General features: G+C 34.0%; 21 protein-coding genes. 20 read left to right on the forward strand and 1 reads right to left on the reverse strand.

What is annotated here, in order from left to right; translation table 11 throughout:
• Window positions 1-80 precede the first annotated feature (80 nt).
• Window positions 81-1,055 (reverse strand): ribonucleotide-diphosphate reductase subunit beta, encoded by a 975-nt coding sequence (locus SFA27_RS04925; RefSeq protein ID WP_047378790.1) that lies wholly within the window; start codon window positions 1,053-1,055, stop codon window positions 81-83.
• A 425-nt stretch (window positions 1,056-1,480) separates the two neighbouring features.
• On the opposite strand from SFA27_RS04925, the gene SFA27_RS04930 reads away from it, so the two are divergent.
• The 20 genes from SFA27_RS04930 to SFA27_RS05025 all read left to right on the forward strand — a co-directional run bounded on the left by SFA27_RS04930 (window position 1,481) and on the right by SFA27_RS05025 (window position 26,645).
• Window positions 1,481-2,170: an ABC transporter ATP-binding protein gene (locus SFA27_RS04930; RefSeq protein WP_047378789.1), complete on the forward strand. Its 690-nt coding sequence runs from the start codon at window positions 1,481-1,483 to the stop codon at window positions 2,168-2,170.
• 99 nt (window positions 2,171-2,269) lie between these two features.
• Window positions 2,270-2,626, forward strand: a complete 357-nt coding sequence (locus SFA27_RS04935) for a four helix bundle protein (RefSeq protein WP_264517125.1) — start codon at window positions 2,270-2,272, stop codon at window positions 2,624-2,626.
• 133 nt (window positions 2,627-2,759) lie between these two features.
• The gene (locus SFA27_RS04940; protein WP_047378788.1) at window positions 2,760-3,989 is read left to right on the forward strand and encodes an ABC transporter permease; all 1,230 of its coding nucleotides are present in this window, start codon (window positions 2,760-2,762) and stop codon (window positions 3,987-3,989) included.
• 86 nt (window positions 3,990-4,075) lie between these two features.
• Window positions 4,076-5,347 carry an ABC transporter permease gene (locus SFA27_RS04945; protein WP_047378787.1) on the forward strand — a complete coding sequence of 424 codons (1,272 nt, stop codon included), beginning with the start codon at window positions 4,076-4,078 and terminating at the stop codon, window positions 5,345-5,347.
• A 106-nt stretch (window positions 5,348-5,453) separates the two neighbouring features.
• On the forward strand, window positions 5,454-6,665 hold the full coding sequence (locus SFA27_RS04950; RefSeq protein ID WP_407296744.1) for an efflux RND transporter periplasmic adaptor subunit: 1,212 nt from the start codon (window positions 5,454-5,456) through the stop codon (window positions 6,663-6,665).
• A gap of 153 nt (window positions 6,666-6,818) precedes the next feature.
• Window positions 6,819-8,345, forward strand: a complete 1,527-nt coding sequence (locus tag SFA27_RS04955; RefSeq protein ID WP_407296747.1) for a glycosyltransferase family 39 protein — start codon at window positions 6,819-6,821, stop codon at window positions 8,343-8,345.
• Between the two features lie 172 nt (window positions 8,346-8,517).
• Window positions 8,518-9,423 carry an NAD(P)/FAD-dependent oxidoreductase gene (locus SFA27_RS04960; RefSeq protein WP_407296750.1) on the forward strand — a complete coding sequence of 302 codons (906 nt, stop codon included), beginning with the start codon at window positions 8,518-8,520 and terminating at the stop codon, window positions 9,421-9,423.
• 126 nt (window positions 9,424-9,549) lie between these two features.
• Window positions 9,550-10,815 carry a serine hydroxymethyltransferase gene (gene glyA / locus SFA27_RS04965; RefSeq protein ID WP_047378780.1) on the forward strand — a complete coding sequence of 422 codons (1,266 nt, stop codon included), beginning with the start codon at window positions 9,550-9,552 and terminating at the stop codon, window positions 10,813-10,815.
• A gap of 57 nt (window positions 10,816-10,872) precedes the next feature.
• Window positions 10,873-11,331 carry a regulatory protein RecX gene (locus SFA27_RS04970; RefSeq protein WP_081995536.1) on the forward strand — a complete coding sequence of 153 codons (459 nt, stop codon included), beginning with the start codon at window positions 10,873-10,875 and terminating at the stop codon, window positions 11,329-11,331.
• A 357-nt stretch (window positions 11,332-11,688) separates the two neighbouring features.
• On the forward strand, window positions 11,689-13,617 hold the full coding sequence (locus tag SFA27_RS04975) for a nucleoside-diphosphate sugar epimerase/dehydratase (protein WP_264517131.1): 1,929 nt from the start codon (window positions 11,689-11,691) through the stop codon (window positions 13,615-13,617).
• A 39-nt stretch (window positions 13,618-13,656) separates the two neighbouring features.
• On the forward strand, window positions 13,657-14,481 hold the full coding sequence (locus tag SFA27_RS04980) for a polysaccharide biosynthesis/export family protein (RefSeq protein ID WP_264517132.1): 825 nt from the start codon (window positions 13,657-13,659) through the stop codon (window positions 14,479-14,481).
• Window positions 14,482-14,486: 5 nt separating this feature from the next.
• A complete protein-coding gene (locus tag SFA27_RS04985; protein ID WP_047378773.1) occupies window positions 14,487-16,874 on the forward strand; it encodes a polysaccharide biosynthesis tyrosine autokinase in 2,388 nt (795 codons plus the stop codon).
• Window positions 16,874-18,169: a nucleotide sugar dehydrogenase gene (locus tag SFA27_RS04990; protein WP_047378772.1), complete on the forward strand. Its 1,296-nt coding sequence runs from the start codon at window positions 16,874-16,876 to the stop codon at window positions 18,167-18,169. Before SFA27_RS04985 ends, SFA27_RS04990 begins: the two co-directional genes overlap by 1 nt.
• A gap of 6 nt (window positions 18,170-18,175) precedes the next feature.
• A complete protein-coding gene (gene lhgO, locus SFA27_RS04995) occupies window positions 18,176-19,366 on the forward strand; it encodes an L-2-hydroxyglutarate oxidase (protein ID WP_047378771.1) in 1,191 nt (396 codons plus the stop codon).
• Window positions 19,367-19,403: 37 nt separating this feature from the next.
• Window positions 19,404-20,528: a DegT/DnrJ/EryC1/StrS family aminotransferase gene (locus SFA27_RS05000; protein ID WP_407296755.1), complete on the forward strand. Its 1,125-nt coding sequence runs from the start codon at window positions 19,404-19,406 to the stop codon at window positions 20,526-20,528.
• Window positions 20,529-20,540: 12 nt separating this feature from the next.
• The gene (locus tag SFA27_RS05005) at window positions 20,541-21,113 is read left to right on the forward strand and encodes a DapH/DapD/GlmU-related protein (RefSeq protein WP_407296758.1); all 573 of its coding nucleotides are present in this window, start codon (window positions 20,541-20,543) and stop codon (window positions 21,111-21,113) included.
• Window positions 21,114-21,123: 10 nt separating this feature from the next.
• Complete coding sequence (locus SFA27_RS05010; RefSeq protein WP_407296761.1) at window positions 21,124-22,134, forward strand: Gfo/Idh/MocA family protein; 1,011 nt, start codon at window positions 21,124-21,126, stop codon at window positions 22,132-22,134.
• Window positions 22,135-22,215: 81 nt separating this feature from the next.
• Entirely contained in the window at window positions 22,216-23,487 is a 1,272-nt protein-coding gene (locus SFA27_RS05015) for a lipopolysaccharide biosynthesis protein (RefSeq protein WP_407296763.1), read from the forward strand.
• 49 nt (window positions 23,488-23,536) lie between these two features.
• The gene (locus SFA27_RS05020) at window positions 23,537-24,712 is read left to right on the forward strand and encodes an O-antigen ligase family protein (RefSeq protein ID WP_407296765.1); all 1,176 of its coding nucleotides are present in this window, start codon (window positions 23,537-23,539) and stop codon (window positions 24,710-24,712) included.
• A 100-nt stretch (window positions 24,713-24,812) separates the two neighbouring features.
• A complete protein-coding gene (locus SFA27_RS05025) occupies window positions 24,813-26,645 on the forward strand; it encodes a hypothetical protein (RefSeq protein ID WP_407296767.1) in 1,833 nt (610 codons plus the stop codon).
• The last annotated feature ends 83 nt before the right edge of the window (window positions 26,646-26,728 follow it).

The raw sequence follows: 26,728 nt of genomic DNA on the forward strand, positions 1-26,728 counted from the left end.
ACAGCAATTCCATTTATTAATCAGAAAAGGATAATCCTAATACTGACTGTTTTGACGCTCGCTTCGCTCGCGCCTCTGTATTAAAACAAATCGTTTGCTGTAATACTCTTATCGTGTTTCGTGTAGTCTACAGGTCTTTTTGCAAAGAAATCATCCAGTGAATTCGCGAAAACTTCCTCTTCGAACCATACCATTGGTTTGTATTGTTCCGGAGTGATGTTGTATCTTGTTTTCATGTTGATTTTCTTCAAGCTGTCATCCACACGGTATTTCATGAAGTTCAACAGGTCTTCTTTGGAAACATTGTCGATTTCTCCTAGTTCAAAGATCCAGCTAAGGATATCACCTTCTCTTGCGATAGACTCGTCTACTAATGTGTAGATATCTTCAATATCGCTGTCTGTTAATAAGTCAGGTTGTTCCTCACGGATTTTGTTGATCAGGTAGATTCCTGCGTTGGCGTGAATCTGCTCATCTACTGAAGTCCATGCAATGATATTGGAAACGTTTTTCATGAATCCTTTGAATCTTGTGAAAGAAAGGATAATGGCAAACTGCGAGAAAAGAGAAACGTTTTCCACTAAAATACTGAACAGTAATAAAGCGGAAACATATTCTTTCGGGGTAGCAGAATTAGCATGCTTTAAAGCATTTCCTAAAAACTCGATTCTTCCTTTTACAGCAGGAATTTCGATTACATTAAGGAATTCATCATTATATCCTAATACCTCTAATAAACGGGAATATGCTTCAGAATGACGAAACTCGCATTCTGCAAAAGTAGATCCTAATCCATTGAATTCCGGCTTTGGAAGGTGGTTGTATAAATTTCCCCAGAATGTCTTTACAGACACCTCGATCTGTGCAATGGCTAACAGCGCATTTTTCACAGCATGCTTTTCATGTGGTTCCAACTGCGAATGAAAATCCTGAACATCTGCAGTAAAGTCCACTTCCGAATGCACCCAGAACGATTTGTTGATTGCCTCTACAAATTGAAGAACCTCCGGGTATTCAAATGGCTTATAGCTTACTCTTTTATCAAAAATTCCCATATTAAATATCTTTATAATTAAATAATTTAGATCTCTGTGGATAATGTTCCGGAAATACTTAACTTTTTGTTTATCTGTAAGTTGTGAATTGAAGTTATTCACTTCCCCAAATTCATATTTCTTGTAAAGAACTAATAGCAAAGTTCGAAAAAAAGAACTGATTTTGAAAGAGGTAAATACTAATCGGCTGACTTTTAGCCTGAAAAGTTTTCCACATTTACATGAAACAGGCTCGAATAATAGGCTAGACCGCTATCTTGGGGGTAAATGGGTGTAAATTCATAGTTACAGTTAAACAGAAAAATATAAACCATTATAAATAAAGGTCTAATTTGTTAAACAAAAAAATATTTGAATAAATTTTTATTCTTGTAACAATTTGAAAATATCATCTACTTATTGGGTATAAAAACATACATCACTTAATGTTAGTAATTCAGGATTTAAATAAGTCATACGATACAGGGAAAAGCAAGCTTCATGTTCTCAAAGGAATTAATCTGAATATTTCTGAAGGGGAGTTTGTTTCTATTATGGGAAGTTCCGGTTCCGGAAAATCTACGCTTCTTAATATTATTGGGATTCTGGACGAAAAAGACTCAGGAACCTATGAATTGGATGGAGTTCCTATTGAACATTTATCTGAAATAAAAGCTGCGGAATACAGAAGCAGGTTTTTAGGATTTATTTTTCAGTCTTTTAACCTTATCAATTATAAAACAGCTTTGGAAAATGTAGCACTTCCTCTGTACTATCAGAATGTACCGAGAAAAGAGCGAAATCAGAAAGCTATGGAATATCTTGAAAAAGTGGGATTGGCACAATGGGCAAACCATCTTCCGAGTGAACTTTCCGGAGGACAGAAACAGAGGGTAGCTATTGCAAGAGCATTGATAACAAATCCAAAAGTGGTGCTTGCAGATGAACCTACCGGCGCGCTGGACTCCAAAACCACTCATGATATTATGAAACTTCTTCAGGATATCAATAATGAGGGGAAAACAATCATTGTTGTAACCCACGAACCGGATGTTGCTGCACAAACGAAAAGAAATGTAATACTGAAAGATGGGGTTATTGAAAGTGATGAGTTTATTAAGCAGATTGTACTATAAGTGAATAGTGAATGGTCAATTTTGCTTCGCAAGTGAATTTTATAATGAGGAGGATAAATAATTTATAACGGACACAAATGAATATGAAAAAAAATAAAAATGTTTTTAAATCTGAATCATTATAAGCTTGATGTTTATCAGTCAGCCCGAAAATTAAGAATAGAATGTTATAAAGTTTTATCTAAAATTCCTGATCATGAAAAGTTTAATATAATTGACCAGATACGAAGAGCTTCTACTTCAGTGGTATTAAATATTACCGAAGGGTGTTCAAGAAAATCTGAACTGGAAAGGAAAAGATATTTTGAAATTGCCAGAGGTTCAGTTATTGAGTTGGATTCTTGTTTTGATATCGTTATAGAATGTAATTATATTAAAATAGAAGAATTAACAAAAATTGAAAATTTAATAAAAACAACATTTATCCTATTAAGTAAAATGTTGAAAAAAGAGTAGAAATGTGAAAATGAACTTTGCTTCGTAATCGAAATAAAATAGGAGAAAAAAATTGACAACAAAGTTAATTGACTTCGAAGAAAATTGAGAGCGAAGCTAATTGACTTTTTTACAAAGTAAAAAAATAAAAACTATGTTTGACCTAGATCGTTGGCAGGAAATATTCAGTTCTATCCGGAGTAATGTACTTCGGACGGTGCTTTCAGGGTTTACAGTAGCTTTGGGACTGTTTATTTTTATTGTACTTTTTGGAATTGGAAAAGGACTTCAGAATGCTTTCTCTGAAGGATTTGCCGGAGACGCTAAGAACCTTATTATTATTTCAACAGGAAAAGCCACTTTAGCTTATAAAGGCTTGCAGTCTGATAGAAATGTTTCAATGAATAACGCAGACTATGATTTTTTGATTAATGCAGATAAGAAAAAAGCGGGTCCTTCAAGTCCTAGGTATAGCGCCAATTTAATGGTGAAATATGGGAAAGAGAGTGGTCTTTATCAGATCAATGGTGCAGAGCCGGGGGAGCAGGTTATTGAAAATAGAAAAGTTATTGATGGTCGTTATCTGACATCTATGGATTTGGCTAGGAAATTAAATGTTGCAGTAATTGGAAGAATGGTTCAGCGGGATTTGATCAAAAATGGAAATCCTATTGGAAAAGAGCTGGATATTAATGGAACGATGTACAAGGTGATTGGAGTCTTTTCAGATGATGGAGGAGACAGGGATGAAAGACATATTACAGTTCCTATTACCACTTTACAGCAGATGAAAAAGGGTTCTGATACGGTGAATATAGCATATATCACATATAATGATAAGTTGACTCCGGATCAGGCCATAAAATACGGTGATGAGTTACAAAATAAATTAAAAGCCAGAAAGAATGTTTCTCCTGATGATGAAAATGGAGTACGTGTCTGGAATAACGCCAAAAACATGAATGATACATTTACGTTTATGGCAGTTCTTACAGCTATTGTAGGATTCATTGGATTAGGGACACTATTGGCCGGAATTATCGGGATCAGTAATATCATGGTGTATATTGTGAAAGAAAGAACCAAAGAAATCGGAGTACGAAAAGCTATTGGGGCAAAACCAAGCGGAATCGTAGGGCTGATTGTTCAGGAAAGTGTTGTAATTACAGTGGTATCCGGACTTATTGGAGTAGGAATAGGTGTTTTGACATTAAGTCTTATTGGTGACAGTCTTGAAGAATTCTTTATCAAAAGCCCAAGTGTAGGCTGGGGAGCCATTATTATGGCATTCATTGCACTGATTTTTTCAGGATTGATTGCTGGATTTGTGCCCGCATACAGAGCTTCAAGAATCAAACCTATTGAAGCATTGAGAACAGAATAATATAAGCTAAAAAGCAAAAGCAAGTCTTTAGTTAAAAGGATGAATGGAATTCATAACTCATAATTTATAACTTATAATTCAAAAAGGTGAATATCATATTTAAAAAAGATACTTGGCAGGAGATCTATTACTCATTGAGGAATAATAAACTCCGAACATTTCTTACCATGATTGGCGTAGGATGGGGGATGTTTTTGTATGTAAGCCTTCTTGGAGCCGCAAAAGGAATGGAAAATGGTTTTGATAAATTATTTTCAGGTTTTGCTACCAATTCAATATTCCTGTGGGCGCAGAAAACATCTATTCCATATGAGGGTTTTCCCAAAGGAAGAGAAGTACACCTGAACTTAGCTGATATGGAAATGCTGAAAAGAAGAGTAACTGCCATAGATTATATCTCGCCGCAAAATGCAAGAGGAAGTTTTACCGGAACACCGGGAGAAGCAATGTCAAGGAATGGGAAAAACGGAACGTATTCGCTTACCGGAGACTACTCTGTAGGAAATAAAATTTCAGAAAAGAAACTGATTTTTGGGCGTTATATCAATGATGCTGATGTTTCAGGAAATAAAAATGTAGTGGTAATAGGAGAAGAGATTTATAAAAACTTCTTTGATGCCAAGAAAAAAGAAAATCCAATAGGAAAATCAATCAATATTAAAGGTCTCTTCTTTAATGTCATCGGAGTTTTCCGTGTGAAAAAAGGAGGCGGATTTGAAAATGACCAAACGGCTTTCATTCCACTTTCCACTTATACAAAAATGTATAATGCAGGAGACCAGATTGATATGTTTGCTATTGTAAGCAAGCCTAATGCTAATGTGAATTCCGTAGAAGAAGATGTAAAGCAGGTTTTAAAAACAAAAAATAAAGTTTCACCTGAAGATACCAACGCTTTCGGAAGTTTCAACCTTGGAAAAGAGTTTAAAAAGCTGACCGGTTTCCTTACGGGAATGCAGTTATTAACAATCATTGTTGGTACATTGACGATTCTTGCGGGAGTAATTGCTATTTCGAATATCCTGTTGATTACAGTAAAAGAAAGAACCAAAGAAATCGGAATCAGAAGAGCATTGGGAGCAAAGCCGGCAGAAGTAAGAAATCAGATTTTGCTGGAAAGTGTTGTGATCACGCTCTCCTCGGGATTATTAGGCTTTATGTTTGGAATTTTTGTATTGATGATTCTCAATGCCGTTACACAGGGGCAGGATTCGTTTCCCTTCTATAATCCGACAGTCAACTATGGAAACGTATTTGCAGCAATGGCTGTAATGGTGATTTTAGGATTGGTAATCGGGATGATCCCTGCACAGAGAGCAGTAAAGATCAGACCTATTGAAGCATTAAGAACGGAGTAATTAATTTGAAAATAAAAATAATTTGAAAATTGTGATGATCAGGTCATCAGTATGGCTGATTAGTCTTTAAATCATTCAATCTTTTAATAAAAAATAAACTATACATATGAAAAAGAAATTCACCTGGAAAAAAGCCATTTATATTGTGTTAGGGCTTTTATTTGCAGTGGCATTGTTCTCGGGGCTTGGCTATCTTATAAAATCAAACTCTAAAGAAGGTGAGGCTTTCCTTACCCGTAAACCTACTGTTCAGAATATGGATGATAAGGTAATGGCTACGGGGAAAATTGTTCCAAAAGAAGAAATTGAAATCAAACCCAATATTGCAGGGATTATAGATAAGATCTTAGTAAAAGAAGGAGATAAAGTAGAGGTAGGGCAGCTGATTGCCACGGTAAAAATTGTTCCAAGCATCTCTGAAGTAAATGCTTCTCAGCAGGAAGTTCAGAATGCACAGATTCAGATCAGCAATGCGCAGATGAATGTAGGAAATATGCAGAAGCAGTTTGAAATGCAGGAGAAACTATATAAGCAGGGAGTTGCTTCTAAGCAGGAATATCTGAACTCTCAGCAACAGTTGTTTTCTCAGCAGCAGACTTTGAAAAATGCCCAGCAGCAATTGAATACCGCTCAAAAAAGATTACAGATCGCTAAAACAGGAGCAACTCCTGAACTTAAAGGACAAGGCCTGGCAACTACAGAAATCCGTTCCAAAGCCTCAGGTACTGTACTTGAAGTTCCTGTAAAAGCAGGAAGTCAGGTGATTGAAGCCAATAACTTTAATGCCGGAACTACAATCTGTTCAGTGGCGGATTTGAACGTCTTGATTTTTAAAGGTGAAATCGATGAAGCACAAGCCGGAAAGCTAAGTGAAGGTATGGATATGAACATCGTGATCGGGGCATTACAAAACAAAACATTCCCTGGGAAACTTACTATGATCGCGCCTAAAGGAAAGGATAATGCAGGAACTATTAAATTTCCGGTAGAAGGAAACGTAACTAATCCTAATAATGAGTATATTAGAGCAGGTTTTTCTGCAAACGGTGAAATTGTTTTGAGTTCTCAGAAAAATGCATTATTATTGGATGAATCTTTAGTCCAGTATGAAAAAAAGCAAGGTAAAGACGTTCCTTTTGTAGAAGCGAAACAAAAAGATGGGAAATTCAAAAAAGTATATGTGAAACTTGGAGCAAGCGACGGTATCAACGTTCAGATTCTTCCGGGATCAAATATTACAAAAGACACTGAAGTGAAAGTTTGGAACCCGTCTGATAAAGATAAAGAAGAGCTGAAAGAAAAAGCGAATAAAAAATAATAAACTACACTATACACTTTTAAACTGTGAATCCCGGAGGAATTTTTTTCTCCGGGATTCTTTTTATATTACATAATAACAAATTTAAAATAGCAAGAATGTAACAAATAGTGAATTCAAAATGTCTTAAATTTAAATTCTAAACTATATTCCATGAAAAGAGACTATTGGATTCTGCTTCTTTTTATCATTGCAAAGTTTGCCCTTCAATACTCGCTGATAAGTCCTGAGTATGAATTGCACAGAGACGAATACCTGCATCTCGATCAGGCCAATCATCTTGCATGGGGATATCTCTCTGTTCCTCCCGTTAATTCCTGGTTAGCCTGGATAATTAAAATGCTGGGTAATTCTATCTTTTGGGTTAAATTTTTTCCAGCTCTTTTCGGAGCTTTGACGATTGTACTGGCGTGGAAAGTTGTTGAAGAACTCAATGGAAACCTTTTTGCTAAAATATTGGCCTGTTTAGGAATATTATTCTCAGTGCTTCTTCGGGTAAATATGTTGTTTCAGCCTACGTCATTGGAAATTTTTCTATGGCTGTTTCTCTATTATAGTCTGATTAAATATTTTAATTCCCAACAAGTAAAATGGCTGTATATGGGAGCTGTCATTTTCGGAATAGGAATATTGAATAAATACAATATTGCTTTTTCATTATTAGGGCTTATTCCTGCATTATTGCTGACAGAGCAAAGAAAAATTTTTATGCAGTCTCATGTGTACTGGGCTGCTCTTTTGGCTTTGATGATTATTTTTCCCAATCTTCTCTGGCAGTATCAGAATCAGTTTCCGGTCATTCGTCATATGAAAGAACTTTCTGAAACACAGCTTGTAAATGTAGACCGAATGGATTTTATGAAATCTCAGATTCTCTTTTTCATAGGAGTTATCTTTGTAATTATTGCAGGCTGGGGAGCATTATTGCTGTACAAACCTTTTGAGAAATTCAGGTTTTTCTTCTGGAGTTATATCATTACAATTACTCTGTTTTTGTTTTTTAAAGCAAAAGAATATTACGCAATAGGACTTTATCCAGTGTATATTGCTTTTGGTTCCGTTTTTCTTGGTCATTTATTTGAAAAAGGCTGGAAGAGGTTTTTGAAGCCCATCAGTATTCTCATTCCCATACTTTTATTTCTTCCTTTATATAATGTAGCCTTTCCGAATAAAAGTCCTCAATATATTGAATCCCATCAGGATCAATACAAAAAATTCGGGCTGCTTCGGTGGGAGGATGGAAAAGATCATCCATTACCTCAGGATTTTGCCGATATGCAGGGTTGGAAAGAATTGGCTCAAAAAGTAGATAAAGAATATTCCCGACTGTCAAAGTCAGGAAATACTATGGTTCTGTGTGATAATTATGGGCAGACCGGAGCTATTAATTACTATTCAAAAATGGGTGTAAAAGCAATGTCATTTCATGCAGATTATATCAATTGGATAGATTTAAGCAAAAAATATAAAAATGTTATCAGGGTCAAAGATGCTCCGGAAGCAGGGAAAGAACTTAAAGAATCCGGTTCTTTTTTTGAATTTGCAAAATTATATGATTCTATTACCAATCCATACGCAAGAGAAAGAGGAACCGCAATTTTCAGTTTGCAGGGAGCAAAAATAGATGTTAATAAAAGAATTCAGGACGAAATTATTGAAGTTAAAAATGAATGGAAATAGTTTTCAATAAAGTTGGAAATGATGATTTGTAGACAAGATAAAGTTAATAGACAAATATTATCGCAACTCTATTGCATTAACTGATTTTAGGTTATCTTTGCACTATCAACTATCAACTATCAACTATCAACTATCAACTATCAACTATCAACTATCAACTATCAACTGAACTATGGAAAACAAAAACTTTGATGTCATTATAATAGGAGGAAGCTATTCAGGATTATCAGCAGGCATGTCATTAGGAAGATCTTTAAGAAATGTCCTTATTATAGATAACGGAAAACCTTGTAACAGGCAGACTCCTCATTCCCATAATTTTGTTACTCATGACGGCAAAACACCGGCAGAAATTGCAAGGCTGGCAAAAGAAGATGTAGAAAAATATAATACTGTCCGGTTTTATAGCGGAACAGTTGTAAAAACAGTAAAAACAACCGGAGGTTTCGAGATTGAAATTTCATCTGGTGAAAAATTCTATGCTAAAAAACTCATCCTTGCTTCCGGAGTAAAGGATATGATGCCGGATATTCCAGGATTTGCAGAGTGCTGGGGGATTTCTGTTATACATTGTCCATACTGTCATGGCTATGAAGTGAAAAATGAGAGTACCGGAATTCTTTCCAATGGAGATATGGCTTACGAGTTTTCAAAACTGATTTTTAATCTGACTAAAAATCTTACCCTGTTTACCAATGGGAAAGCTGTTCTTACTGATGAACAGATTGAAAAACTAAAGGAGAATAAAATCGTTCTTAATGAAGATGAGATTGAAGAGATCAAACATGAAAATGGATCTATTCAAAAAATTATTTTCAAAAATGGGAATGAAGTTCCTTTACAGGCTTTATATGCTAAAATTCCTTTTGAACAAAATCTCAATGTATCCGATGATCTGGGATGTGAACTGACAGAACAAGGATTTATTAAAGTAGACATGATGCAGAAAACAAACGTTCCCGGAGTTTTTGCCTGTGGAGACAATGTAACGATGATGCGTTCTGTAGCCAATGCAATAGCACAGGGGAATTTTGCTGGTGCTGTAGTAAATAAAGAACTTGTGGATGAAGAATTTTAAAAGCTTTTTTGAGAAATAAAACGTCTGTTTTTTCATTTTTTAGTGTTTAAAATCATTTTTTCAATAGAGAAATCTCAATGAAAATTCCGTACATTTGGGGTGGAAATTTCAAAAACTAAAAGTAAAATGGATATTATTTTCGACCTGATTGAAAAGGAAAGACAAAGACAAACTCATGGATTAGAGCTTATCGCATCAGAAAATTTTGTTTCTGAAAACGTGATGAAAGCAATGGGAAGTGTACTGACAAATAAATATGCTGAAGGATATCCCGGAAAAAGATATTACGGAGGATGTGAAGTTGTAGATGAGGTTGAAACATTGGCTATCAACAGAGCAAAAGAACTTTTCGGAGTAGACTATGTGAATGTTCAGCCACATTCCGGTTCTCAGGCGAATGCAGCCATTTATCTTGCAGTTTTGAAACCTGGTGATAAAATCATGGGAATGGATCTTTCCATGGGAGGACACCTTACCCACGGTTCTGCAGTGAATTTTTCTGGTATCCAGTATAATGTGGTTTCTTATGGAGTTCAGCAGGAAACAGGTCTTATTGATTACGATCAAATGAGAGAAGTAGCCTTGAGGGAAAAACCAAAAATGCTTATTGCTGGTTTCTCTGCGTATTCAAGAGATTTAGATTATGCTAAATTCAGAGAAGTGGCGGACGAAGTTGGGGCAACACTTTGGGCAGATATCGCTCACCCGGCTGGTTTAGTAGCAAAAGGATTATTAAACTCACCATTTGAACACTGTCATGTAGTAACTACCACTACTCACAAAACCCTAAGAGGGCCAAGAGGAGGGATGATCATGATGGGGAAAGATTTTGAAAATACATATGGCCACAAAACTCCAAAAGGAGAAATCAAAATGATGAGCCAGGTATTAGACGGAGCTGTATTCCCTGGTATTCAGGGAGGGCCGCTTGAGCATGTGATTGCTGGTAAAGCAGTAGCTTTCGGTGAAGCTTTGGACGGACAGTTCGAAACATACGCAAAACAAGTTAAATCCAATGCTCAGGCGCTATCAAAAGCTATGATCGACAGAGGATTTGATATCGTAAGCGGAGGTACAGATAACCACTTAATGCTGGTAGATCTTAGAAATAAAGGAGTGAATGGTAAAGAAACAGAAAAAGCATTAGTGCTTGCTGATATTACCTGTAACAAAAATATGGTTCCTTTTGATGATAAATCTCCATTTACAACTTCTGGTATCAGATTAGGAACGGCAGCAATTACAACAAGAGGATTGAAAGAAAATGATATGGATACTATTGCAGGATTGATTTCTGAAGTGGTAGACAATATTAAAAATGAAGAAGTTCTTACATCCGTAAGAAAGAAAGTTAACGAATTAATGGAAGGAAAAGCTTTGTTTAATTACTAGCAGGCATTTCAATATCATATAAAGAATGGGCAAACTGCTCATTCTTTTTTTATTCAAATGGAAAAGAAATCTTATACTTTTGAGGAAATCAAACAGAAACTGGTCAATTACTGTGTTTACCAGGACCGCTGCCATGCAGAAGTGGAACAGAAGATGAGAGAGTTTCTGCTTATTGATGAGGCCAAAGAAGAAATTATTTTATATCTCCTGAAAGAAAACTATCTGAATGAAGAAAGGTTTACACGAAGCTATATCAGAGGTAAATTCTACATCAAACACTGGGGGAAGACCAAAATAAAAATGAATCTGAAGCAAAAACAGATTTCAGAAAGATTGATCAATTCATGCTTTGATGAGATAGATGATTCTGATTATGAGAAGACTATCAGAAAAATTTTTGAAGGGTATTATTCTAAACAAAATGGTTTGAAAGAATATCAAAAAAAAACCAAAACTATAAAATATTTGATGAGTAAAGGTTTTGAATATGAGAAAATAATTGATATTTTTGAATAATATATTAATGAATTTAAAAAAACTTGAAATATGACTTTTTACCAAAAAACAATCAATTCATTGAAAGAGGTTGATACATAAAGATTTAATAATTATTTCAAAGATAAAACAGCTGGAATAAAGAATTTTTATAGATAAATATCGCCTTTATAAGACTTTATATGGTATGATTTTTGTCTGTGAGTTTAGCTGTATCGTAATGAAATTATTAGATTTCATAAATATAACATCAAATTTATTTTTGATTTCAACATATTGAAATAAATTTATTTTATTTTTGCATGATTGTATCGGAATTATCTTTGATCAGATGATCAGATATTACACCTTAATTAAATATGAAGACCAATATAGACAATGTACGATTCTCTTAGAAAAACAATATTTGGAGGGGATAATGTTGTCAATCTCTCAGACGTAAGATATCTTCCTAGATGGATAATTCTTGTAATAGACATTATTATTCTGGTTATATCTTTATTTCTTTCCACTTACATTATCGAAAAAATTACCAAGCAGGAGTTTATATACCATGAAGATAAAAGCTTAATCTTTGCTTTTATTATTCTGGTAAATACTGTTTTCATGTATCTCTTTAAGACTTATGCCGGAATTATTCGCCATTCAACATTTATAGATTTATTTAAACTTCTGATATCCTGCTTCTGCACAATGCTGGCTATTGGAACAATCAATATTCTTTATTTCTGGACTACAGGAGCTAAGTTTATACTTACTCCTTATCTGATGCTTTATTTTGTAATTTCATTTATGGGATTATTCCTTTTCAGATTATATGTGAAAGAGTTTTTCCATATTGTAAGGGAATACAGAAGAAGTGCATTGAAAAAAAGAATTTTGGTGTTGGGAATTGATGAACAATCAATTGCAATTGCACGTGCTATTCTGGATAATCCGAGCCTGCCTTATCAGGTAGTAGGCTTTTTAACTCAAAGAACAGATTCTAAAAGGGCATCTCTACTAGGAAAGCCTATCTACGGAAAACAAAAAATAGAAGAAAATACGAAAGAAGATCTTATTATTGATGGAATTCTCATTGTAAAAGAGATGATGGCCAGAGATGAGATGAATACGTGGGTGAATTTATTTTTAGAGAAAGATCTTAATGTCTTCAAAGCACCGTCAGTACAAAAACTGAGAGACAGTGATTTAGGAGGATCTATCAGAAATCTTCAGATTGAAGACTTGTTAAATAGAAAACCTATCAAAATTCAGAACGAAAAAGTCAAAAGCAGGCATTTTGATAGAACAGTATTAGTAACTGGAGGAGCTGGATCCATAGGAAGTGAAATTGTAAGACAGGTTGCTAACTTTAATCCTTCTTTAATTGTAGTTCTGGATCAGGCAGAAACTCCTCTTTATGAAATTGAACTCGAAATGAGAGACAAGTTTCCTCATATTGCTTTCAAATTTGTTTTAGGAGATGTTTCTAATCATCACAGAATGGAATCTTTGTTCCAAACATATAACTTCTCAATGGTGTATCATGCTGCTGCTTATAAGCATGTACCTTTGGTAGAAGAAAATCCACATGAAGCAATTTTTGTTAATATATTAGGTTCAAAGATTGTTGCAAAATTATCCAGCAAGTATAAAGTAAACAGGTTCGTAATGGTATCTACAGATAAAGCTGTAAATCCCACCAATGTTATGGGGGCTTCAAAACGAGCTGCTGAGCTTTTTGTACAGTCGCTTCAAAATGTAGAAGGTAATGTTACCAAGTTTATTACTACAAGATTTGGAAACGTATTAGGATCCAACGGTTCCGTGATTCCTCATTTTAAAAAACAGATTGAAGCAGGAGGTCCGGTAACCATCACTCATCCGGAAATTGTAAGATACTTTATGACTATTCCGGAGGCATGTGAATTGGTACTTCAGGCTGGAACAATGGGAGAAGGTGGTGAAATTTTTGTCTTTGATATGGGTGAACCTGTGAAAATTCTTGATCTTGCGAAAAGAATGATCAAATTATCAGGATTTGAACCTAATATTGATATTAAGATCATTTATACAGGATTAAGACCCGGGGAAAAGCTTTATGAAGAGCTTTTGAGTGATGATGCTAAAACACTTCCTACTCATAATGACAAAATTATGATTTCTAAAGACCCTTCTACGGGATTTGAAGAAATAGATACACTTACCACACAAATTACTAAAGCTTCCCTTAGAAGAGATAAAGTGGAAGTAGTAAGAATTCTTAAAACAATAGTGCCGGAATTCCGAAGCAATAATTCAATCTATGAGGCCTTAGATAAATAGGAAAAAAATAAATGTATATTTGTACAATTTAACAATATAATGAAAGGAAAAATATTAGCAGTAATTTTGGTGTCTTCTTTAGTGGTTTCCTGTAAAGTCAATCCCAATGCTAAGAATGATTTAAATTATATGCAGAATATAGAACAGGTTGCAATCAATGCCTCTGCTAAAAATTCAGCAAATACAATCCAAGCAGGTGATCAGCTGATTATTTTGATCACGGCTAAGGATATGGATGTTGTAAAGCCTTTTAATCAGAATTATTCTTCATCAGAACTTATCCAGACAAATGCTATAGCAGGAGGAAATACTCCTAATCAAGGGGCAACAATACTGTCAGGTCCAACATATATTGTAGATGCCAATGGAGACATTGATTTTCCAATATTGGGAAAACTGAATACATCGAATAAAAGCTTGACAGCTTTTAAAGATGATGTAAGGGAAAAAATGACAAAATATGTTATTAATCCAACAGTTAATGTGAGACTCTCGAATTTTAAGGTTACTGTATTAGGAGAAGTAAATAGACAGGGTGACTATACTATTGCAAATGGGCAGGCAACTATTTTAAATGCTTTAGGGCTAGCTGGCGATTTAACTCAATATGGAAAAAGAGAAGATATATTGGTTGTCAGAACAGAAAATGGGGTTGTTTCTCACGGCCGTATTAATCTTCAGGATGCTAATTTAATTAATTCTCCATATTATAACCTGAAGCAAGGAGATGCTATTATTGTTTCTTCAAACAATACAAAAGATGTTATAGCAAAACAGAATCCTAACACTGGACTTTATCTGACCGCCATTTCTATTGCGGTTACAGCAGTTGCCGTAGTAGTAAGTTTATTTAATAAGAAATAAAATTGATGGATAACCAGCGAACGTCACAATTTTCAGAAGAAGAAAAAAATTCAAGCAAAATTAATTTTAGTGAAATAATCAAACCATATTTAAGGAGATGGCCATGGTTTATTTTTTGTGCTATGATAGCTTTAACTATAGGCTATTTTGCAATAAAATTTATGACTCCGGTCTATTATGTAGAAACAACCTTACTTATTAAAGATTCTAAAAATTCTTCTTCAAATAATGATTTAGGGGTTCTTTCTGATTTATCAGGATTGGGAGGAATGAAAACTAATAGTATTTCCAATGAGATTGAAGTCCTGAAATCAAAAAAACTGATGAGGGATGTAGTGATCAATAAAAATCTTCAGACCAATATCATTGTTAAAGGAAAAGTAAGTCGTGCTGAGCTTTATAAAGAATCTTCTCCTATTGAAGTAAAAGTTGTAAATGAAAAAGTATTTAAAAGTGCCAATAACCTGATTAATGTAGAATTAAAAGGAGAAGAAATTTCAATACATTATGAAGGACTAAAAAAAGATATTGTTTCTGGCTATGGAAGAATGATAAGTCTTCCTTTTGCTAATATTATCATTACTAAAAATACAGGGTATAACCCTAAAGCATCACCAACTGTTGATAAAAAGAACTTAGAATTAATCATATCATCAGTGGAAGCAAAGGTTAATTCGTTAAGAGGAGCTCTTAGTGTAAATTTAGCAAACAAAGAAGCTACTGTTCTTAAACTTTCAATGAATTACCCTGTAATTTCAAAAGCAGAAGACATTCTTAATTCATTAGTTGTTGCCTATAATAATGATGCTATTCTGGATAAAAACCAAGAATCTAAAAAGACATTGGATTTTATTGAAGACAGGGTAAGAAAACTTTCAGTAGAACTAGGACAGGTTGAGAATGAAAAAGAAAGTTTTAAATCAAAAAATAACCTTACCGATCTTGAAACGGAAGCTAAAATAGATCTTGAAAGTTCGGCGACGGCTCGTGGTAAGCAGCTGGAACTTGATGCTCAAATAGAATTGACAAACTCATTGCTTTCTTTCATGTCGAAGCAAGGACAATACCAGGTTTTACCAATCAATATTGGATTAAATAATCCAGAGGCTGTTTCAGGGATTACATCCTATAACCAATTAATACTACAAAGAGCAAGATTGCTGGAATCTGCAACTCCAGAAAACCCTATAGTTGTTGAGACCAGTAAACAGATAAATGCAATGCGTGGTTCAGTTGTTCAAACTCTGCAAAGAAATAAGACAGGATTAGAACTTGCCAGAAATGAGTATGTAGGAGAGCAAAATAAAGTAACTGGGAAAATCGCGAGAATTCCTTCTATGGAAAAAATATTTAGGGGAATAGAAAGACAACAGCAAATTAAAGAAAATTTATACTTACTATTATTACAAAAAAGAGAAGAAACTGCTGTTGCACAGTCTATTACAGCACCGAAGGCGAGGGTGATTGATGAGGCTTATGCTTTTGCAAATCCTATTGCACCAAAGACTCAGGCTATCTTATTTGCTTCACTATTTCTAGGATTGTTAGTTCCTTTTATTATTATTTATATGTTACAATTATTTAATAATAAAGTGATTACTAAACATGATCTTGAAAAGCTTGTACATGCTCCTATTATTGCAGAATTACCAAGCCTTGAAAGTGGAGATTCTGAAATAGTAAAAATGAATGATATTACTCCTATGGCGGAAGCATTTAGAATTCTTATTACCAATATGAATTTTATGCTTTCAAAAGAGAAAAAAGGGAAAGTTGTATTTGTCACTTCAACAGTAAAAGGAGAAGGAAAAACCTTTACTTCTGTCAATTTAGCTTTAACATTGGCTAATCCTAAGAAAAAAGCAATTATCATAGGATCCGATATCAGAAATCCTCAACTTCAAAGATATAATCCTGCAAGAAAAGGACTTACCGGACTTACAGAATATCTTTATAATGACGATACTAAACTTGAGGATATCGTTCATGTATCATCTTTTAATCCTTACCTGGATGTAATTTATTCAGGAATGATTCCTCCGAACCCAACAGAATTATTATCCAACGGTCGTTATGAAATCCTTCTAAGCGAATTGAAAGATAAATATGAATATATTATCTTAGATACTGCACCATTGCTTCTTGTTACAGACACATTCCTTATTGCTGAACTTTCTGATGTCACAATTTATGTATCCAGATCTAAATACACTGAAAAGGCATTACTAGAATTTGCAAATAGCAATATCGATCAGAAAAAAATCAAAAATGTTGGATTCGTACTTAATGATGTAAGCAGAGAAAATTTAGGATATAGCAATAAATATGGTTATGGTTATAACCAGCATACAGAACACTCTTGGTTTCAAAAAATAAAAAATAAACTTAGTTAATGACAACAACATATAAAATAGCGGTTATAGGCCAAGGTTATGTAGGTCTTCCCTTATCTCTTGAATTTGCAGATCACTATCCTGTCTTTGGATTTGATATTAATACACAGCGTGTTGATCAGCTTAATGAGGGAAAGGATATAACGCTTGAAGCAGATGTTGATAAATTAAATAACGGACTGAAAAAATATAATGAATCTAATGGCTCTTTAGGCTATAAAGCAACAAGCCAGTTATCTGATATTTCTGAAGCTAATGTATTCATTGTAACAGTTCCTACTCCTATTGATAAATATAACGCTCCGGATCTGAATCCATTGATTTCTGCCTCAAAAATGTTGGGAGAAATTATCAAAAAAGGAGATATCATTATTTATGAATCTACCGTTTTTCCTGGATGTACAGAAGAAGAATGTGTACCTGTTCTTGAAAAATATTCGGGGCTTCAGTTTAATGAAGACTTTTTTGTAGGATACTCTCCGGAAAGAATTAATCCGGGAGATAAAATAAATACTCTTACCAGTGTTAAAAAAGTAACTTCAGGCTCTACGGAAGAAATTGCCGAAGAAGTAGATAGCCTATATAAGAAAATTATTACAGCTGGAACTCATAAAGCACCCAGCATTAAAGTAGCAGAAGCCTCAAAAGCTATTGAAAATGCACAAAGAGATGTTAATATTTCTTTTGTAAACGAATTAGCTTTAATTTTCGATAGAGTAGGAATCGATACCAATGATGTACTGGAAGCTGCCGGTACAAAATATAACTTTCTTAAATATAAACCAGGATTAGTAGGAGGACATTGTATCTCCGTAGATCCTTATTACCTTGCACACAAGGCAGAGCAGTTAGGATACCACCCGGATGTTATTTTATCAGGAAGACGTGTAAACGATTCTATTGCAAAGTTCGTTGCAGCTAAAGTAGTAAAGCTTCTTATTGCAAAAGGCGGAGTGATCAAAAATTCTAATGCCTTAATTTTAGGAGTTACATTCAAAGAAAACTGCCCGGATGTCAGAAATACTAAAGTTGTTGATATTTATAGAGAACTTGCTGATTACGGAGTAAATGTAGATATTTACGATCCATGGGCTAGTAAAGAGGAAGTAAAACATGAATATGGAATTGATATTCTGGATGCGCTTCAGGAAGGGAAAAAGTATGATTCTTTAGTGATTGCGGTATCTCATAATGAGTTCCTGGAAATGGATCTGGATCAGCTTAAAAAAGAAAATGCTGTGGTTTTTGATACCAAAGCATGTTTAGACAGAAATCTGGTTGATGCAAGACTGTAACAGATCATGAACTATGATATTATAATCATTGGTGCAGGTTTGGTAGGATTGGCTACGGCCTATCAGACTAAACTGAAAAATCCTGATTCTAAAATTTTAATTTTGGAAAAAGAAAACGATGTGGCATTGCACCAATCGGGACATAACAGTGGAGTAATCCATAGTGGGATTTATTATAAACCAGGCAGCCTTAAAGCAAAAAACTGTATCGAAGGTTATAACTCAGTAATTAATTTTGCCGAGAAATACGGAATAAGATATGACCTTTGCGGCAAAATAATCGTAGCTACTTCACAGGAAGAATTACCTCTCTTGGATAATATTTATAAAAGAGGAGTTGAAAACGGCTTACAGAATTTAAAATACCTTTCAAGAGAAGAATTCCGTGAAATAGAACCCCATTGTGAGGGCGTAAAAGCAATCAAAGTTCCACAGACCGGAATTATTGACTATCCGGGAATAGCCAAAAAAATAAAAGAACTTTTTGAAGAATCAGGAGGAGAAGTAAAATTTAATAGTGAAGTAAAAAACATTATTGATAAAGGATCTGAAATTATTGTAAAGACCAATATCTCCGAATTTAAAACCAAAAAGCTTATTTCCTGCGCAGGACTCTATTCTGATAAGATCACCAAAATGACCAACGAAAAAAACGATGTGGTCATTATTCCTTTTAGAGGAGAATATTATAAAATTAAGGATGAAAAAAAATATTTGGTAAAACATCTTATTTATCCGGTTCCTGACCCTAGTTTTCCGTTCCTTGGAGTACATTTTACCAGAATGATTGATGGTAATATAGAAGCCGGCCCCAATGCAGTGCTGGCCTTCAAAAAGGAAGGATACCATTTTTTTGATTTCAATTTCAACGAAACAATGCAGACCATGCTATGGCCTGGATTTAGAAAAATTGTAGCGAAATATGGAAAAACAGGAATGGGGGAAATGCATCGTTCACTTTCCAAATCCGCGTTTACAAAAGCTCTGCAAAAACTTTTACCGGAAATACAGGAAAATGATCTTGTAGCAGGAGGTTCAGGGGTAAGAGCTCAGGCTTGTGACAGAAACGGAGGATTGATTGATGATTTTGATATCGTGAAAAACGGAAACATCATTCACGTTAGAAATGCACCCTCTCCGGCAGCCACTTCCTGCCTTTCTATAGGAAACAAAATCAGTGAGCTTATCGTGAATTAAAATATGCACCTCTACATGCACTCAAAAAACTAAAGATATGAAAATTCAAATGGTTGATCTTAAAGGTCAATACCTGAAAATAAAAGAAGACGTAGATGCCGGTATTCAGGAATGTATAAACAATACAACATTTATTAACGGTCCTGCTGTAAAAGAATTTCAACAGGATTTTGAAAAATATTTGGGTGTAAAACATGTGATTCCTTGTGCTAACGGAACAGATGCTCTTCAAATTGCCATGATGGCACTTGATCTGCAGCCTGGTGACGAAATCATCTGCCCGGCTTTCACTTATGTAGCTACGGCTGAAGTTATTGGTCTTTTAGGATTAAAACCAATAATGGTAGATGTAAACGAAGATACTTTTGATATTGAGCTGGAAGATTTACAGAAATTCCTGACACCCAATACCAAAGCGATTGTTCCTGTTCATTTATATGGACAAAGTGCCAATATGGAGAAGATTCTTGAATTTGCAAAAACACACAATCTCTTTGTAATAGAAGATAATGCTCAGGCAATTGGCTCTGATTATACTTTTTCTGATGGAACTGTAAAAAAAACAGGTACTATCGGTCATATCGGATGTACTTCATTTTTTCCTTCCAAAAACCTTGGATGTTATGGTGATGGAGGTGCGCTGATGACGAATGATGATGACCTGGCTTCAAAAATCAGAATGATAGCCAATCATGGTCAGGAAAAGAAATATTATCACAAAGTTTTAGGCTGTAATTCCAGATTAGATACAATTCAGGCAGCCGTTTTAAAAGTTAAGCTAAAACATTTGGACGAATACTCAGCTGCCAGAAATAGGATGGCTGATTATTATGATGAAAATCTCGCGGATATTGCCGAAGTTCAGACTCCCAAAAGAGCTGAAAACTCTACCCATGTATTTCATCAGTATACCCTTAGAGTGAAAAATGGGAAAAGAGATGAGCTACAAAAATACTTGGCAGAAAAGAATATTCCAAGTATGATATATTATCCTTTACCCCTTTACAGACAAGAGGCTTTTCTTCAATATGTAGAAGAAGGATTTAGTCTTCCTGTTACGGAACAACTTTGTACTGAAGTGATTTCCATTCCTGTACATACAGAATTTGATCAGGAAGTATTGGATGTTATTGTTACAGAAATCAAGAATTTTTTTAATTAATATAAAGCAGATATGTCAGATTTTTTTGCACACGAAACAGCTGTTATTGATGAAGGTTGCCAGATAGGGACCGGAACCAAAATTTGGCACTTTTCACACCTTATGACCGGCTGCGTTTTGGGAGAAAAATGTAATATCGGACAAAACGTTGTTATTTCTCCAAAAGTAGTTTTAGGAAAGAATGTGAAAGTTCAGAATAATGTTTCTATCTATGAAGGGGTAACATGTGATGATGATGTCTTTTTAGGTCCTTCAATGGTTTTTACCAACGTAATAAACCCAAGAAGTGCTATAAACAGAAAAAATGAATACCTTAAGACCCATGTTGGGAAAGGTGCATCTATAGGGGCTAATGCAACTATTGTCTGTGGACATAATATAGGCGAGTTTGCTTTTATCGGAGCAGGAGCTGTGGTCACAAAAGAAGTACCGGATTATGCATTGGTGGTAGGAAACCCTGCCAGACAGATGGGATGGATGAGCGAATTTGGGCAAAGACTTCAGTTTGATGCAGAAAATATTGCTGTTTGTGAAGAAAGTGGAGAAAAATACAAATTAGAAAATAATAAGGTTTTTAAAATTTAAAAACATACAAATGACTGAAAAAATAAAATTTGCAGTAGTTGGCTGCGGGCATATCGGAAAAAGACATGCCGAAATGATCTCAAGAAATGAGGAATGTGAACTGGTAGGATTAATTGATGTTAAAGATAAATCTGTATTGGGCATTGAAAATTATAAAGTTCCTTTTTTTGCTTCACTAGATGAGTTTCTGGCTTCCGGAATTGAAGTGGATGTTATTAATATCGCTTCTCCAAACGGATTCCATTTTGAACAGTCTTATAAAGTGATAGATGCAGGAAAGCACGTTGTGGTAGAAAAACCCATGGCTCTGAAAAAACAACATGCTGAAAAGCTTATTTTTCAGGCGCTGCACAAGCATAAACAAGTTTTTGCAGTGATGCAAAACAGATACTCACCACCTTCTGCATGGGTAAAAGAAATGGTAGAGAGTGGAAAACTGGGAAAAATATTTATGGTTCAGCTTAATTGCTACTGGAATCGTGATGACCGATATTATAAACCGGAATCTTGGCATGGAAAGAAAGATCTGGATGGAGGAACCTTATTTACACAGTTTTCTCACTTTATAGATATCATGTACTGGCTGTTCGGTGATATTACCAATATTCAGGCAAAATTTGCAGATTTTAATCATGAAACTCTTACAGATTTTGAAGATTCAGGTTTCGTGAGCTTTGATTTTGTAGACGGAGGAATGGGTTCCTTAAATTATTCTACTTCAGTCTGGAATCAGAACCTTGAAAGTTCTATGACAATTATCGCAGAAAATGGATCTGTGAAGATTGGCGGACAATACATGGACAAAGTGGAAGTTTGTAATATAAAAGACTATGTAATGCCGGAATTAGCTCCAACAAACCCTGGAAATGATTATGGTGCTTATAAAGGATCTGCAGCCAATCACCATTTTATTATTGAAAATGTTGTGGATGTATTAAAAGGAAGAAATACTATCACTACAAATGCTTTGGAAGGATTGAAAGTGGTGGATATTATAGAAAGGATTTATAATCTTAAGTAATTATTATTTAGTCGCTGTCTTAGTATATTTCTAAAAATGGATAATTAATTAAGGAAAATTCCCAAATTTTAAAACAATATTTTGCAAGAGAAACTTTTACGCATATTCAAAGATAATTTTTTTAGGGGAGTCACAACACTGGCTTCAGGGACTATAATTGGACAAATTTTAGTTATTATTGCCTCTCCCTTTTTATCTAGAATTTATCCGGTAGAGTCTTTTGGAAATTTGGCAATATTTACAAGCGTTACTGCCTTTTTAGCTGTTGTTTCCACAGGAAGATACGAGTTAGCTGTTGGATTGCCAAAATCAACAGAAGATTCGTACAAGATTATCAAACTGATTGTAATCATTGGATTTGCGGTTTCTTCTACATATTTGTTGCTGATAATAATTCTGAAATATATATTGAAAGTTTTAGATAAAGATTTATTTTTATCTCAGAACATTTATTATCTGGCACCTTTTTATATTTTTTCTGTTGCTGTTTTTTCAGCATTAAATTATTGGAAACAAAGACAAAAAGCATATAAAACTATTACGATAGCTACAACTTTACAGATCATAAGTACAACATTGGCAAGTCTAATATTAGGCTTTTTCAATGTGAAATCCGGACTGATACTATCTCTGATGATTGGTATTTTGGTTGGGATACTCTATCATGTATTGACTGAACGTACAATAGTGAAAAACGTTATCAAACAAAATGAAGTGAAGAGTGTTGCATTACAATATTCTTCTTTTCCAAAATATATGACATTTTCAGACTTGTCTTTAGTAGCTAGCCAACAATTTATACCAATCATATTTTCCTTATTATACAGTACCACTATTGTAGGTTTTTTTTCTATGGCAAATAGAATAATAAGAATTCCAAATATTGTTATAACCAGTGCAATCAGTAATGTTTTTAGAAATGAGGCAATAGATGCAATCAGGGTAAACGGAAACTGTAAAGACTTATATATTTCTACAATGAAGAAGTTAATATTTCTTTCATTGCCTGCATATTTATTCCTATTTTTAACGAGCAAATTTTTATTTAGCTGGATTTTTGGTAAGCAATGGTATGTGGCTGGTGAATATTCACAAGTTATTTCAGTTTTTTTGTTTTTTGAATTTATCGCTACACCCCTTAGTTCAATCTATTATATAAGAGGTAAGCAAAAGTTGCTGATGAAACTTCAATTACTGAACGCAGTCTTGGGTTTTATAATGATTGTGACAGGTTATTTTATTTTTTCAGATGCATACATGTCATTAGTGTTTTTCGCTATTTCTGCTTCTGTTTTTAACATAATACTAATTTTTAATTCATACAAAATTTCAAAAACTAATGATTCAGTATAAACTAGAAACAAATTTAATTTTTATTAAAAAATAAATATAATTAATAAGTATGTCATTATTTACCGACAAGTTTACATTTTTTAAAGTATTCATTTATTTTATTTTTGTTTTTTCGGGGTCTCTAAAGTGGTTACCTATTCCAATGGATTTGACCCTATTGTCTCTTTTGCTTTGTTTTGTGGTAATGATCTCTGAATTGCGTACAATAGTTCCACTAAAAGTAAAGGATCGTCATATTGTCATTTTGATTTTAATATTGAGTCTTGTTTTCCTTGTTTCTAATGTTTATTCAATATCTAGTATTTATGCCGAATCTAAATCACTAGCGATTATTTTAAATATTTTTACAGTCATATACCCCATTATTGTATTTAAAAAATCTATTTTTTCTGAATTGAAATTATTGATGTATCTTATTGGTGGATTAATGATTGCAGGATTGTTTTATCTGTATTTTAATAATATGTTTATTATATTCCATGATTCTGAATTGCTGGTGGATAAAGTTCCTACATATTTAGTTATTGGAATCATGCTGTGTGCATGTTTTATTTTCTCTCTGGCAAGCAAATTAACATGGTATGTTGCGGCTTACAGATTATCAATATTATTTTTACTATTTCAACTTGGGGGAAGAGGGCCTATCATCAATTTGATACTATCCTTAATTGTTTTCTTTACTTTGAATCTTAAAAATTATAAAATAAATTATAAAACAGGGTTTGCAATAGGTGCATTATTTTTTACCATACTTATTTTTGGAGAGAATATTTATACTTTTGCATTTCAAAATGTAGATTTTGAACGATTTAACATATTTAAATCTTATAATGAAGATGCAAGTTTATCTATAAGAGGGAATTTTCTTGAGATTGGATTGGAATCAATCCTAGATCATCCTTTTTTTGGACTAGGGATTGGAAGCTCAGGGTTTATACTGGAGGGTGTTGATGTGAGTAATTATCCGCACAATTTATTTGTTGAATCAATGATGGAATTGGGAATAGTAGGAGGAGGATTATACCTGTCTGCATATGTATTATTCTTTCTTAGAAATTATTCTATTTCCAAAAGCAATAAGGATATGCTGATTTTATTTATTATTGTTTTGCTATTTTATCTGGAAGATAATAAAAGTAACTCTTTTGATTCCTGGAGATGCAGTATTATATGGATTATGTTTTTTATATCTGAGAAGAGATATAAAGTTGGAATAACTAATTAAAAATTCACTTGAAATAATGTATAATATTAATTTTATAAAACTAAATTATACTTATATAGGTTCCTATAAATATTATTTAATTTAAAAAAGAAAAAAACAAATGTGTGGAATTTTTGGTGTCGTATCGAACACCAGTATTAATAAACAGAAGTTTCAAACTCTGGTAAAGCATTCCGAACAAAGAGGCGTAGACTCTAGTGGTTTGATTTATTATCAAAATAACCAATATAAGATAAACAGAGCTGATTACAGCATTGAAAAATTACTGAACAAGGTAAAACCATATAATAACAATATTGTTTTAGGACATAGCAGGTTGATTACAAACGGACTGGGAGATAACCAGCCAGTAATCAGAGGAAATATATGTGCAATACACAATGGTATTATTGTAAACGAAGAAGAAGTCTGGAGCAAGTTATCAGTAAGCAGACAATTGAAAATTGATTCTGAAGCTATTGTTGCTATCGCAGAAGAATTTCTTCAAAATAATGACAATAAAATAGAAGATCTTCCTAAAAAGATACTTTCTTTATGTCAGGGAGTTATTGCCTGTGCTCTTGCTCTGCCGGAAAAAGGGAAACTGCTTCTTTTTTCTAATAACGGAAGCTTATATGTAGGATATAATGAGGACAAAACCTATTTTGCATCAGAAAGCTACGGGCTTAGAATAATAGGATGCGAAAACATCACCCAGATCAAAGAAGAATCTTTGATTCTGGATATTCCTGTTTCCAAGGAAAACCTTTCAGTAACCGATGAAAAAAGCAGGGTGGAAGACCTGATCCCTGAGTTTAAATTTAATACTATTGAAGAAGGTCTGCTTGAATACAAGAAATTAAACATCAAAAGATGTACCAAATGTATTCTTCCGGAGACAATGCCTTTCATAAAATTTGATGAAGCAGGGGTATGTAATTATTGTAAAAACTACAAACCAAGAAATAATCCGAAACCTAAAGAAGAAATATTTAAGCTGGTGGAACCTTACAGAAGAAATGGTAAGGAACTGGATTGTATCGTTCCTTTTTCAGGAGGTAGAGACAGCTGCTACGGATTACATCTTATTGTAAAGGAACTGGAAATGAAACCAGTTACCTATACTTATGACTGGGGAATGGTAACAGACCTTGGCCGAAGAAATATCAGCCGTATGTGTGCTGATCTGGGAGTAGAAAACATTATTGTGGCTGCAGATATTTCATTGAAAAGAAAGAATATCAGAATGAATCTTGAAGCATGGCTGAAATCACCTCATTTAGGGATGATGGCAATGCTTACGGCAGGAGATAAGCACTTCTTCAGATATGTAGAAGATATCAAGAAGCAGACAGGAATCAATCTTAATCTCTGGGGAGTAAATCCATTGGAAGTAACTCACTTTAAAACAGGGTTTTTAGATATTGAACCAGATTTTGAAGAAAAAAGAGTGTACAGCCATGGTGCAATGAAACAGCTGAGATATCACTCAAAAAGATTCAGAGCGATGATGCAGAGTCCAGGATATTTCAATAGTTCACTTTGGGATACGCTCTCAGGAGAATACTACCGAAGCTTCACTGAAAAGCAGGATTACTACCATATTTTTGATTATTGGAGATGGGATGAGGAGCAGGTTGATAACACCCTTTTAAATGATTATAACTGGGAAAAAGCAATAGATACTACCACTACCTGGAGGATTGGTGATGGTACAGCGGCTTTTTACAATTATGTATATTACACGGTAGCCGGCTTTACAGAACATGACACGTTCAGAAGTAATCAGATCAGAGAGGGGCAAATGACAAGAGAAAGAGCTTTAGAACTGGTTGAAATAGAGAATACTCCACGATATCAGAATATCAGATGGTATTTAGATACGTTGGGGTTAGATTTTGAAAGAGTCATTAAAATCGTGAATAAAATTCCGAAATTGTATACTGAAAAATAATTAAAATTTTTGTTCGTAAATGAAAAGTCCTGCAGTAATTTTAAAAGGTTTATTACTATTTACCTGTTTGTTTTATAGTAATT

It is taken from the genome of Chryseobacterium sp. HR92 (assembly GCF_045689405.1).
Taxonomy (GTDB): domain Bacteria; phylum Bacteroidota; class Bacteroidia; order Flavobacteriales; family Weeksellaceae; genus Chryseobacterium; species Chryseobacterium viscerum_A.